This window comes from Sphingopyxis sp. JAI128 (assembly GCF_014207235.1).
Lineage (GTDB): Bacteria > Pseudomonadota > Alphaproteobacteria > Sphingomonadales > Sphingomonadaceae > Sphingopyxis.
Map to the genome: position 1 here is coordinate 120,778 of NZ_JACHDA010000008.1, position 13,529 is coordinate 134,306.

Here is a 13,529-nt window from a genome sequence, read left to right on the forward strand (position 1 = left end):
AATGTATGGCATATTGGTTAGTCCATATTGCCATACACGCGTTGTCAGCGGACGAGCTGGCTCCTGAGCCCCGGCACCGCCCGCGCGAGCGCCTGCGTCACCAGCTTGGCGGTAATTTCGGCGCCGACATCGCCCAAATGCGTGTAGTCGAACTTGCGCGTCACTTGTCCGCGCGCACCCTCGCCGGTGATCGGCGGCGGCGGAGGCGGCGCCGGGCGCGCGGTCAGCGTCGTCCCGGCTTTCGCGGCAGCGAGTTCCTCGGGCGTCGGCGGCTCCTGCGCGAGCTTGGTCGCCGTCTCGGCGCCCATGTCCTGCGCCTGCGCGGCACTGAGCGCGTTCAGGTCGACGAGCGGCACGTCCATCGCCTTGGCGACGCTGCGCACCTGATCGGACCAGCTCGCGAGCGTGTTCTTCAGCTTGCCGTCCTTGAACTCGCGGCGCGTCAACGGGGTGACGAGCACCGGGGTCGCGCCCGCCGCCCGCACCTCTTCGACGAAGCCGCGAAGATTGGCGGGAAATTCCGTCGTCTCGTCGGTCCAGCGTTCGGACTTCGACGACTGGTCGTTGTGCGCGAACTGGATGAGTACCCAGATGCCGCGATATCCCGGAACCTTGGCCTCGGCGAGCGCGATGTCCCAGCTTCCCTCCTGCCTATAGCTGCGCGTCGAACGCCCGCCGCGTCCGGCATTGAGGCATGCGACCGACGATTTGACGTGGTGCGCGCAGAACGCCCCGCCCCAGCCGCTGTGGGGCGCCATCGTCGAATCGCCGACGAGGATGATCTTGTACGGCTCGAGCGGCGGCGCATCGCTGCGCTCGCGCGTCTCGGCTTGCGCGCCGCTCGCGAGCAGGACGCAAGCGGCAGTTGCGATGAGCCGGCGCATCACGAGAAACCCAGCCCGCCGTTGACGTCGAGGCAGACGCCCGCGAGGAAGCTCGCCGCAGGTGAAGCGAGATAGACGATCGTATCGGCGACCTCGTCGGGATGGCCTTCGCGGCGCAGCGGCGTGTTACCTGCGGTCGCGGCGCGTCCTTCGGGTTTCGAGAAGATATCGTGGAAGCTGGTGCCGATCAGCCCGGGGCAGACCGCGTTGACGCGGATGCCCTGGGGGCCGAGTTCCTTTGCCATCGCGCGGGTGTAGGTCATCAGCGCGCCCTTTGCGGTCGCATAGACCGACGCGCCGGGGCCACCGCCGTCGCGGCCCGCGAGCGACGACACGTTCACCACCGCCGAACCTTCGCCAAAGAAGGGCTGCGACGCCTGAAGGACAAGGAACGCCGATTTGAGATTGAGCGTCATGACATGGTCGAAGAAATCCTCGTCCATCTCGCTCAGCGTCTTGCGCGCGACCATGCCGCCCGCGAGGTTGACGAGGATGTCGAGCCGACCGCTGAACGCGACGCCGACCTCTTCAAGCATCGCCTTGACCGCGGCGCTGTCAGTGACGTCGGCCTGGACCAGGAAGGCGTCGCCGCCCGCGTCCTTGATCGTCTTCAGCGTTTCCTCGGCGGCTTCACGGCCGCTGTTGTAGTTGATCGCGACGCGGACGCCGGCACGGGCGAGCGCAATCGACACCGATCGGCCGATGTCGCGGCCGCCGCCGGTGACGAGCGCGGTTTTCCCCTGGAGAGTCATGCAGTTCAATCCTTAATCTTGGTTGTGGGTGGGTTGGGTGGCGACCGGGGCGACGCGACCGCCGACCAGCCAGAAACACAGGAAGGAGATGGGCACGATCGCCGCGGAGAGCGCGAAGATCGGCGCGTAGCTCGTCTTGGTGAGCACAGGGACGAGCCACGTGGTGATCAGCGTGCCCGCGACCGCGGCGGTGCCGCTGATCCCCGCAAGACTGCCGACCGCGCCGCCGCCGAAATAGTCGCTCGGCAGCGTCTGGATATTGCCTATCGCCATCTGGAAACCGAAGAGGATGCACGCGATGAGCAGCACCGCGTTGAGTGGTTCGCTGGCGCCGATCGTGAAGAGCAGCGAGGGAAGCATAATCGCGCAGCCGATGCCGATCGTCGTCATGCGCGCGCGATGGACGGTGCCGCCGCCGCCGATGATCCGCCCCGCGAGCCAGCCGCCGAACAGACTCCCGAGCATCGCACCGACGAAGGGCACCCAGGCGAAAAGGCCGATCTGCTTGACGTCGAAGCCGAAGGTTTCGGCGAGATAAATCGGCAGCCAAGACACGAAGAGCCACCAGACCGGATCGAGGAAGAAGCGCGACAGGATGACGCCCCAGCTCTGACGATAGCGGAGCAACTCGCCCAGAGGCAGGCGGCGGTCGTCGCCCTGCCCCGCTTCGGTACGCCCCGTGAGGATATAGGCGCGTTCTTCTTCGCTGATCCCCGGATGCTTGTCGGGATCGGCCTTGTAGAACCACAGCCAGGGCACGAGCCAGATGAAGCCGAGTACGCCGATGAGAAGGAAGGTTCCGTGCCAGCCGAACTGGACGAAAAGCAAGGCGATCAACGGGGCAGAGATGATCCCGCCCAGCGACGCGCCGGCGTTGAAGATGCCCTGCGCCAGCGCGCGTTCGCGTGAGGGGAACCAGAGCGCGTTCGCTTTGGCCGCGCCGGGCCAGTTGCCCGCCTCGCTGATCCCGAGCGTCGCGCGCAGCACCATCAGCAGCGGCATCGATCGCACCAGCGCGTGCGCGGCGATCGAGAGCGACCAGACGACGATCGAGATGGTGAAACCCATCCGCGTGCCGATCGCGTCGAAGATGCGTCCGAAGAGCGACTGGCCGAAAGCGTAGAAGATCATGAAGATCGTCACGAGCAGCGCGTAATCTTCCTTAGTGGCGCCAATTTCCTTCGACACCTCGGGCCACATCACCGCAAGCGCGTTGCGGTCGATGTAATTGATCACGGTCGCGAGCGCGATCAGTGCGATGACGGACCAGCGGAAGCGGCCCTTGATATTGCTCATTTCTTCGCTCCGGTTTTGGCGAGGTCGAAGCGGCCAACAGGGCCGGTCCAAGCGAGATTGCGGCCGTCGACGGTGAGATCGTGCTGTGCATCGGCGGCAAGGTCGTCGGCGACCGCGATCGCGATGCGACGGCCGTCGACGAGGGTGACGAGGACGAGCTCGGCACCCTTTTCCTTGCGATGCTCGAGCGCCACGACGCGCGCGCTGCTTGCAACCACGGTCTCGGCTGCGGCGTCATAGGCACCGTGTGGTTCGAGCAGGCTGATGAAGGTCACGGCGGCAGCGCCGTCGACGCGCTGGATCAACGCGGGTTCGCGGCGCAAGTTGAACTCGGGATCGTTCGCGCCGCTTTCGGCGAGGATAAAGCTTGTGCCCGCAGACGACAGCATATGGTAGCTGTAGAAGCGGCTGCCCTGCATCCACGTGAGCCGCGCCTTGCCGGCCTTGGTCCCGATCCCGTCGATCCACAGATGCTGATAGCCGTTCGCCTTCCCCAGTACCGGGCGTTCGGCGAGATTGCGGTCGAACGCGATGTCGCTGTCGATAATATGTCCGGAAAAATGCAGCGGCAGGTCATAGACATGCCTGCCGCTGCCAGTTCCGTGGAGGATATCGAGCGCAAGGGGATAGGCGAGGCCTTCGACCTCGATCAGCAGTAGGGAACGGCGGATCGCGACGTCCTTATAGGCGCTGTCGATTTCGGCGATCGTGTAACGGGTCGGACCTTCGAGCGATACGGCAAGCTGGCGCGTTCCGGATTTTTCTCCATCTTTCCAGTTGCCTGCGAAGTGGCTTTGCTCATCAACGACAAGCGTGTTGTGCGCGATCGTCGCGCTCGCCCAGCTGTCGTTTTCGGGTAGGTAACGCCCGCCGCGCTTTGCCTCGACATTGAGGAAGCGCGCGGCGCCATAGTCGGTCACGACCGCACCGGTTTCGTCATAATAAAGCCAGCCAAGCCGGTCGAAATGACCGTGCCCCATGCCTTGCACCGTATTCTTGGCGACGAGCAGCGGGCCCGCAGGATCGGCGTTGGTGCGCAACATCACGAGCGCGCCGCCCTTTCCGTCGGGGCCGTCGGACAGCAGCCGGGAGCCGAACGGCCAGGGCCTTGCCTTGCCCGCCGCGAGATCGGCAGCCATCGCCTGTCCCGCAGGCGTCAGCACCGTGCGTCCCTGCCAGTCGGCGATCGACAGAAAGGCCGGGTCTTTCGTCGCGCCATAGGCGATGGCGACCGCATGATAGAGTTCCTCGGTACGCAGGCTCTTATCGGGCATCGCGTCGTTGATCGGCAGGAAAAAGCCCTCGTGGGTGAGGTCGATCGCGGTGCGGATCGCCTTGAGCACGATGCCGTCGCGATATTCGAAGATCTTGCGGTCTGGATCGTTCGCCGCAATCGCGGCTGCGAAAACGACGAAAGGTTGCAGCGCATAGCGTTGATAATAGGGGCCTTCAGCATAATATCCGTCGGGCGAAAAAAGCAGATCGAGCTGACGCAGGAAGCCCGCCTTGCCGCTCTTGTCGAGCCCGAGCAGCGCCTTGTCGACGAGGTCGCGGTCGCCAAGCAGATAGCCCGACAGGCCGACGCCCGCCGCCGCCCAGGTCGCGTGGTTGTGAATGCGGTTGATGACCTCGGGCGATTCGTCCGACAGGAAGCGCGCCATCGGGCGGATCACCCGGTCGTCGATCCGCTTGCGCTCGTCGGCTGAGAGTCCATCGCGGATTTCGGCATAGCCCTGCACCGCGTTGACGAGGAAGACGCTGTCGTTGAGGCTCTGCCAAAACAAGCGTCCCGCAGTCTGGTTCGCCTTGGCGGGATGCGGCCCGAGTCCCGGATAAAGATCGGCATAGGCGAGCAGCAGATCGCGCACATGATCACGGTAGCGCGCCTCGCCGGTCAAGCGGAAGAGCTGGCCGCCCTCGAAAATAATGCGGTAATTGCGCTTGTGCTGCTCGTGGGTGAAGCCGCCGCCGGGATCCTTGGGCACGGGCACGTTGATGCCCGCCCGGATCGACGCATCGACGTCGCTCCGGGCGCGCTCGACCTCGGCCGCGAAAAGCGGCGCGTAGACCTGCGCTGAAGCGGCGGGCGGCTCTTGCGCGGCGGCGGGGACGGCCGGCAGCGTGGCGGCGGCGAGCAGGAGCGCGAGCCTGCGGGTCACGGGCGCGCTTCCACGACATTGCCGATCATCTGCCCGCGCGGCTGGCCCTTCCAAGCCAGTTCCTCGATGCGCGGCGCCGGCGTTGCGGCAAAGGCATTCGACGCAATGCGCGTTTCGGGCGCGCCGACCGAATGGATGACGACGATGCCGTCCGACTTGGCGAAGCTGTTCTGCGCGATGTCCGTGTGCTGGGCGCCCGAGATACGCAGCGACGCGCCGCTTGCGCCGCTATTGGCGACGCTCGATCCGGTCATCGCGAACCACGGGCCGAAGGTGCTTTCGTCACTGCCCTTGCGCAAGAGGTCGGCGACCATCGCGACGCCTGCGAAGCGGCTGTTGCTGATCGTCAGCCGTTCCATCGGATACCAACCCTTCGGTTCCTGCTCGCCGGTCGCGGCGACGACGACGCCCATTGCCGAAAAATCGCTGTTCGTGATCGTCACATCGTCGGCGAAAGTGCCGGGCGCCATGACGATGCCGTCGAAACGGCCCTTGCCCGGACCGCGCACCGATACGCCGTCGAACGCAATGCTGTAATTGGGCGCGACGCCCGAAGCGACCGCAATCAACGTGTCATCGCCGGGCGATGCGCTTGCGTCGATCACGAGATTTTCAAGCCGCAGCCCGCCGCCGCCGCCGATCCGCGCGAGGCTCGAGGCGACGCGCAACACGGGCTTAGCATCCTTTGTGCCGGCGATGGTCAGCCGGTGCCGCACAGCCAGCGGCGCAACGATGTCAAAGGTGCCAGTGGCGAGCATCAGGACGTCGCCCGCCTTCGTCTCGGCGATCGCTTCTGCAAGCGAGCCCCCCGCCGCGATCGGCCGCGTGACGCCGGCGCCGAACGCGGCCTCGGGCGCATCGCCGCGATACCAGCTCGCGCCGACCTCTTCGCGGGTGACGGGTTTGAGGTCGCGCGGCGCGCCGACGGCGGCCAGCGCGGGATCGGTCGGATAGAGCAAGCCATTGGCGGCACGTTCGAGCGCCACGTCGCGCTGCTCGACCCCGGCGGTCAGCAAGGGCTTGGCAACCTTTGCCTGAATATTGCCCGCGAAGGCGATGCCGCCGATCTCGCCTTCGGCGCGGAAGGGGTCCTGCCCCTTCGCGCCGACGACCAGATTGCGCTCGAACCGGCTGTCCACCGGCGGCGCCGACCGTTCGGCGTCGGCGCCCGCCGCAAGCGTGATGCGCGCGATATCGATGAGGCTGTTGCGCTCGATCCGCGCATTTGTGACCTGATGATAGCGGTTGATCACCGAGTTGGGGACGCCGTTCATCACGGTGATCGCGCTCTTGAACGAACTGCCGGCGAGCCCTTCGAAATAATTGTCGCGCACGATCTGGTCACGGTTGATCACGCGCACGCCGCCGGTATCGGGCACGCCCTTGCCGAAGAAGATGTTACGCTCGACGAGGTTGCCGTTGCCGTGGCGCAGCACGAAGGCGCCCTGCGCTTCGAGCACGAGATTTTCGCGGATAATATTGCCGCCCGATTTGACCGAGACGATCTCGACCTCGCCGCTGGTGCGGTCGAAAGTGTTGCGCTCGACGATCGTGTGGCTATTGGACAGCGACTCCTCACTGGTGCCGATGCGGATCGTCTCGCCGCCGTTCGATCCCAAGGGCGGGCGCGGACCGAAATAATTGTGATCGACGCGATGGCGATTATCGAGCGGGTCGCCCGCGCGGCGGATCACCGCGAGCGTCACGCCGGCATTGGTCTTGCCCTCGAAATGCGAATGATCGACACGGTTGCCCGTGCCGTAGAGCGCAACCCAGATATCTTCGGCGCGCCGGTCGGCCTTGCTGAAGCCGTCGATGACGGTCTCGGTAACGCGGCTGTCGGTGGCGAGCGTTTTGGAATCGCGGCGGAAGCTGATGACCTCTCGGGTGGGGCTAGCGCCATCTTTGAAGACAAGACCTGAGACAAGCAGATGCCTTCCGCCCATGCGCAGGTTCGACTGGCCGGTGATCAGCACCTTGCCTTTGGTCTGTGCGGTTAGCGCGATCGGCTTTTCAGCGGTGCCGGCGCCCGCGAAGACGATCTCGAAATCGCGCCATTCGCCGTCGGCAAGGACGATCGTGTCACCCGGCCGGGCCAATTTTACCGCAGCCTTATATTGCGCCTGATCAGTCACGAGCAGGTCGCGCGCCAACGCTGTATGCGCCGTCGAGACCAGCATCGCGACCGTTAGAATAGCCCTTATCTGCACCGTTCCCTCACCCGTTTTATGATTCTTGTCCATTGGACTATACAAGAGGTAGGACAATATCAACCCGGTTTTGGTATGAATCATGGGTTGACATATTGGCCTGACAGGAGGAGCCTCACTCCAAACCAAGTCAAAGAGGGAGAGTGGGATGATTCGGGGCAGCCTCGTGCGCGTTTCGCGCGGCAGGATGAATTTCGTGGCGATTTTGCTGGGCACGACCACGCTTTCAATGGGTGCGGTTCCCGCGATGGCGCAGGATGCGGCTGCCGGCCCTGCGGCCGACGAAACGGGCAATGACGCGATTGTCGTCACCGGCATACGCAGCTCCCTTGCCACCGCGCTGGGCGAAAAGCGCTCCTCCGACAATATCGTCGAAGTCATTCAGGCCGAGGATATCGGCAAACTGCCCGACCAGAACCTCGCCGAAGTGCTGGAAAATGTCACCGGGGTTCAGATCACCCGCCAGGCCGGCGTCGGTAATGCGGTGCAGATCCGCGGCACCGACGCCAACCGCACCGAAATCAACGGCGTATCGACCGTCGAGTCGGGCGCGGGCCGCTCGGGCATCAGCTTCGAGGATCTGCCCGCCGCGCTGATCGCCTCGGTCGAGGTCACGAAGGTTCCGACCGCGCAGACGATCGAAGGATCGGTCGGCGGGACGATCAACCTGCGCACGATCCGCCCGCTCGACCTGCGCGATCCGCTCATCGCGGCGCGCGCGCAGGTCGAAAACAGCGACCTGTCCAAATCGACCCTGCCGCGCCTGTCCGCCACGCTCGGCAATCGCTGGGATACCGGCATCGGCGAAATCGGCATCGTGGTGAGCGGCAGCTATGCCCGGCAGGATGTCGCCGCGTTCAAGCCGCGCGTCGATCGCGATGCCGTCGTCTTGCCGGGATCGGGCCCGAGCGCCGAGGCTTTTCCCTTCCTGCGCGTCCAGTTCTTCCAGCAGGGATTGGAGAATTACGAATATGAAACCTACAACGGCACCGCCGCGCTCGAATGGAAACCGAACGACGACCTGAAATTCTATTTCGACGCGACGCTGAACAACCAAACGCGCGGACAGCAGAGCCACCGCGTCCAGATTTCGGGCACAGCGACGCCGTCGGTCGTCGATGCGACCGACAACACGGCTTTCGAGACCGTCAACTGGGGCACGCTCGACGGACCCGACGGCCCGATCGACCTCGGCAGCGTCGATGCGACCGCAGCGGGAACTATCGGCATCGGCGGCGCGACCGGAACGGTGATCGACCCGAACATGCGGACGTCGAGCGACACGGGGGCGCGCGTCACCAAAAGCCGCGTGTTCGATCTCGGCACCGAATGGCAGGTGACCGACAAGCTCGGGATGCGGGCCGAAGTGTCGCTATCGACCTCGAAATCGGACTTTCCGAACTTCTCGACGACGCTCGATTTCATCAATCCCAACGGCCCGCAGCCGCAAATCGGGCGCAGCATCGACAATGGCGTGCCGCTGGAATTCGACCTGCGCGGCGGCACGCTGCAATTCGGCATCGACCGGTCGAGCCCCTTTGCACCGACGACGGCACAATTGCTCGACCCCGCCAATTACCAGCTGCAGCAAGTGGCGCAGGGCGCGAACACGACCGACAATCAGGAGAAGGCGGCGCGCCTCGATTTTTCCTATGATACGAGCGATCTCAACCCCTTCGTCACTTCGATCGACTTTGGCTATCGCTGGAACCGGACTTCGGCGGAAAACAACGAATTTTCGCGAAATGTCAGCCTGACCAATACGACGAGCGCGTGGAACCGGCCATCAGGCGATCTGTTTTCCGATATATTGATCCCGGGGCCCCGCAATTTCGACGCGGCCGACGGGCGTCGGCTTTATTTTTCCGACTTCCTGCTGATCGACGGCGGGCTGGCTTTCGACGATCCCGCGAAGGTGCTCGACGCGCTCAACGCCGCGATCGCCGCGAGCAATGCCGCGGCGACCGAGGGGCCGCCCGTCGCGCCGCTGACCACGCCGACCGAATCCTTCGCCGGCTTCTTCAAGATCAAGGAAACGACGAACGCCGCCTATTTCCAGGCGAATATGGAAGGCGAGGTCGCCGGCATGCCGGTGCGCGGCAACGCCGGCTTGCGCTGGCTGCACACCAGCCTGTCGTCGGTCGGCAACAATATCGCAAATGGCGAGGTCACGGGACAGACCGTTGCCAAAAGCTCGTATAATTTTCTGCTGCCGCGCTTCAATCTCGTGCTCGAACCCGCCGACCGCTTCCTAGTCCGCGCGGGCATCGCGCGCGATATCCGCCGCCCGAATTTCGACACGTTATCAACCTCCTTCTCCTTCGGGACGGGTGCGAATACACCGGTTGCGGTGGGTAACCCCGACCTTGTCCCCGAAGCTGTGTGGTCGTTCGACCTGTCAGGCGAATATTATTTCGCACCGTCGAGCCTGATCAGCATCGGCTTTTTCCACAAGAGCCGCACCAACTTGTTCGCGCAGCGACAGGAGGACCCGGCGCCTAATCTCGATGCAAACGGAAATCTCAATATTTCGATCGATCCAGCATGCCCCGGCGGCGGCATTTACAATCCGATCGCCAACCGCAACATCAACAACCCCATCCAGGGGGTCGGCATCTGCGTGCCGCGCAGTTCGACCTTCAACGTCCCCGGAACCACCACCCAGACCGGGATAGAGGTCGCGTTCCAGCACGATCTTTCGGCATGGGAGGATAAGCTGGGTTTTGCCTCGGGTTTCGGCTTTATCGGGAACTTCACCTATCAGAAATCGGGCGGCTCGGCGCGCGAATATCGTACTGCCGACGGCCCGCGCACGATCTTTACGCAGCTCGGCTATCCCGGCTCACAGGACCTCATTACGCTGACCAACCTGTCGAAATATGCGTATAACGCGACGCTGTTCTACGACAAATACGGCCTCAACGCGCGGCTGCGCTACACATGGCGGTCGAGCTATGTGTCGAACGACCCCTTCTTCTTCGGCCTGCCGCTGATCAACGGGGCGCGGGGACAACTCAACGCGAGCATCAATTACGACCTCACCGACAATATCAACCTCGGGGTCGAGGGCATCAATCTGCTGCGCGGCGACCAGAACCAATATTGCGTCAACAACACGGCGCTGCTCTGCTTCCAGGGTCTCACCGACCGCCGGGTCACCGCCGGCGTGAGTGTCAAGTTCTAGAGGTGCGTCCATCGTCCTATCCCGCGGCGAGTTGGATAGGACGATGCGATGTCACGGCGAGAAACGGCAAATTGGGGGGCAGCCCCGCGAGCCTGTCTGGCATTTGGGTTCGAGCGGAGCCGGGCGCAAACGTTCGGAACGCACATTGGCGTCGAGGATGATCACGAAAGGTCGATCAGATTGCGCGCGGGCTCGCGCGGATCGAAGCGGTATTATTGGCTCGGCGAGGTGCTTCGGTCGAGAGCGCAGTCCGGAGCATATCGCGCGCGTCCTCTTCCACCGGCCCCGCGCCCCAATGTCGCCTCCTCTCATCAGAACCTGCCGAGATTTCGGCGGATGAAATATATGCAGCCGCCCGGATCGCGACGCGGTCCGGGCGGCTGCCCCCCTTTTTTTTCTAAAAGTTCACGCGAACACGAAGACCGTAGCTGCGCGCGTCGTTGAGGAAGCGGATGTTGAGCGACGACCCGACCAGTGCCTTTTGCGAGACTTCCTCGTCGAGAAAATTGTTCGCCCAGGCTTCGAGACGGAAATTGTCGATCGTATAGCCGATCCCCAGGTTGAGGGTCGCATACCCCTTCTGCCGGTCCGGGAAGCCGGCAGCCGGCGCGGCCTGGCGCGTTCCATCGAGGAAGACGATGTCGTCCTCGTTGAACTGGCTAAGATAATAGGACGAGCGATAGTTCAGCAGCGCCTGCCAATCGAGACGGCCCGGTCCTGCATCGAACCATTGCGACAGCCGAGCACTGATGTTCATCTTCGATGCAAGCGGCAGGCGGTTGCCCACGAGGCTGATCAGCGGCGAGTTCCCGCCGGCGCCGTAGTCCTGCGCCCGCGAGTCCGCGACAGTGCCCTCGGTGATCTTGGTATCGAGATAGGCAAGATTGAGATCGAGACCGAAATTGCCCGGCAATTTGAACCGCATTTCGGCTTCGGCACCATAAATGCGCGAGGCACCGATATTGCGGTTGACCAGCGAGTAGCTATTGCAATTTCCGGGCACATTGGGCGTCGCGGGATCGGGCGCCGCCCGACCGATGCAGGTCAGGTCCTGAAAGACCTGGTTCGAATAATCATAATAGAAGCCGGTGAGGTTGAAGATCGCCGGGCGGCCGAACACGTCGAAACTGTTGCGGCTGCCGATCTCATAGACGAGCAGCTTCTCGGGACTGAAGGTCTCAGGGATCGCCGATCCATTGAAGCTGTCGTTGAAACCGCCGGACTTGTGGCCGGTCGAGACCTTCGCATAAAGCATATTGTCGTCGCTTAGGTCGAACTCTATGCCCGCGCGCCAATCGACGAAGTTGAATTTCGAACGGCCGATTTGCTGGCCGGGAATCTTGAAATTCGCATAGCTGAAACCGCCATTGGCGCCGGCCGGGCAGTTGACGAAACCATTGTCGATGTCGGGCCGGTCGATGCAGGTGCCGTTGGGATTGGTGCCGTTCGCGATCGCACCAATCTGGCCGATCAACGTGTCTCGAAGACCAGGGGTTTTGACTCCTTCGATCAGGAACTGCGCCATGCCCTGCGGCGTGGTAATATTGCTTACGTCGAAGCTGGGCCGGTCGAGCAGCGCAGGCCGGAAGCCCTCGGTCCCGATGCGCGTGGCGAAGCAACACGCGAAATCCTCGCCGCCGAGCGTCAGCGCCCAGTCGCCGCCGATGCCGTACCGAGACTTCTTCTCGTCGGTGTAGCGGATGCCACCCAAGATTCGCAGCCGGTCGGCGACGTCGAAGGTGCCATCGGCATAGAAGGCATAGCTCTTGCCCTTGACGTCGGGCATCGTGAATTCGGTTGCCGAATAGCAACAATAGCCGCGATCCGAGAGCGCGAGATAGCCGACGGCCTGATCTTCGTTGAAGTAGAACCCGCCCAGGTTCCAGCGGAAACGCTGGTCGTCATTTGCGAAGATTCGCGCTTCGTAAACCTGACTCTTCGACTTCGTCTGCCAGAAATTGCCCGAATAATTGTCATACTGGACTGCCGCCAGATCGCGGCCCGGATAATCGATGCCGTCGCTGGCAGCGTTCACTTGATAGAAGTCGACCGAGCGGTAACTGCCCGTCAACTCGGCGCCGAAGCTCCCGAAATCATAATTGATCTTGCCTTGGACGCCCCAGAGTTCATTCTCCATGTCGCCCTGGAGACCGCGATAGACGACATGCTTGAGGTTGAGCTTGTCAGGCCGCAGGCCGCTCGCCGCCACGGCGCTGAAAATATTAGCACCCGGATAGCCGGTGCCGGTTTCCTTACCGTAATCGCCGACGATAGACACACTGAGCCGGTCGCTCGGTTCCCAGAGCAGCGACAGGCGTCCCGCGTAATTTTCTTCGAGGCCCGCCGGTTTGAGCCCGCTCGCCGGCGCCCCCGTCGAAACATTTTTGAAGCCATAGTCGCGGTTGATATAATAGCCCGCCGCGCGGAGCGCGAAGGTATCCCCAAGCGGGACGTTGATGGCGCCCTCAGCGCCATAGGATGAGCGGTTGGCGATCTCGGCCTGCATATAGCCGCCGAACTCGCCGAGCCGCGGCTTGGCGGTGATGATGTTGAGCGTGCCGGCAAGCGCATTGCGCCCATAGAGCGTGCCTTGCGGTCCCTTGTTCACCTCGACACGATCGAGATCGTAGAACATGAGCCCAAGCCCGCGCGGACGCGGTATGTAGGTGCCGTTGAGATGCGGCGCCGCGCCGGGGTCGCCCAGCTCGGTGCTGTTCGCCGAACCAACGCCGCGGATGAAGATTTCGACATTGCCTTCTTGGTTAGCGATGCTGAGCCCCGGAACCGCGACCTGCAGCTGGCGAAGCTCGGTGATGCCGTCCTGGCGCAGCTGGTCGGCACCGAGCGCCTGAACGACCCCTGAGACATCCTGCGAATTTTGCTCGCGGCGGTTCGCCGTGACGATGATCTCGTCGCGGTCTTCGCTTGCGCCGTCACCCGCCGTTGCGTCTTGTGCGTGGGCGGGCAAGGCCCCCGCCGTCGATAGCAGCGCCACCAGCGCCACACGCGTCAATTTACCCCTGTCCATCTCATCCTCCCTTACT

7 protein-coding genes are annotated in these 13,529 nt (G+C 63.4%); 1 reads left to right on the forward strand and 6 read right to left on the reverse strand.

All coding sequences use genetic code 11. From position 1 onward, the window contains the following. Positions 1 to 44: 44 nt before the first annotated feature. From HDC35_RS17550 to HDC35_RS17570, 5 genes are read right to left on the reverse strand one after another with little or no spacing between them, the layout of a single operon-like run. Positions 45 to 884, reverse strand: coding sequence for a rhamnogalacturonan acetylesterase (locus tag HDC35_RS17550; RefSeq protein WP_184648679.1), 840 nt, complete (start codon positions 882 to 884; stop codon positions 45 to 47). Further along, the gene (locus HDC35_RS17555) at positions 884 to 1,636 is read right to left on the reverse strand and encodes an SDR family NAD(P)-dependent oxidoreductase (protein ID WP_184648680.1); all 753 of its coding nucleotides are present in this window, start codon (positions 1,634 to 1,636) and stop codon (positions 884 to 886) included. The genes HDC35_RS17550 and HDC35_RS17555 overlap by 1 nt, the downstream gene beginning before the upstream one ends. 12 nt (positions 1,637 to 1,648) lie before the next feature. After that, positions 1,649 to 2,932, reverse strand: coding sequence for an MFS transporter (locus HDC35_RS17560; protein WP_184648681.1), 1,284 nt, complete (start codon positions 2,930 to 2,932; stop codon positions 1,649 to 1,651). Next, a complete protein-coding gene (locus HDC35_RS17565; RefSeq protein ID WP_184648682.1) occupies positions 2,929 to 5,091 on the reverse strand; it encodes a heparinase II/III family protein in 2,163 nt (720 codons plus the stop codon). Before HDC35_RS17565 ends, HDC35_RS17560 begins: the two co-directional genes overlap by 4 nt. Further along, positions 5,088 to 7,334, reverse strand: coding sequence for a chondroitinase-B domain-containing protein (locus tag HDC35_RS17570; RefSeq protein ID WP_260397817.1), 2,247 nt, complete (start codon positions 7,332 to 7,334; stop codon positions 5,088 to 5,090). Before HDC35_RS17570 ends, HDC35_RS17565 begins: the two co-directional genes overlap by 4 nt. A 115-nt stretch (positions 7,335 to 7,449) precedes the next feature. Between HDC35_RS17570 and HDC35_RS17575 the strand changes: the two genes are divergently transcribed. Next, positions 7,450 to 10,485, forward strand: coding sequence for a TonB-dependent receptor (locus tag HDC35_RS17575; protein ID WP_184648683.1), 3,036 nt, complete (start codon positions 7,450 to 7,452; stop codon positions 10,483 to 10,485). Between the two features lie 397 nt (positions 10,486 to 10,882). Here the strand turns inward: HDC35_RS17575 and HDC35_RS17580 are convergent, their stop codons facing one another. After that, positions 10,883 to 13,513 (reverse strand): TonB-dependent receptor, encoded by a 2,631-nt coding sequence (locus HDC35_RS17580; RefSeq protein ID WP_184648684.1) that lies wholly within the window; start codon positions 13,511 to 13,513, stop codon positions 10,883 to 10,885. Positions 13,514 to 13,529: the final 16 nt, after the last annotated feature.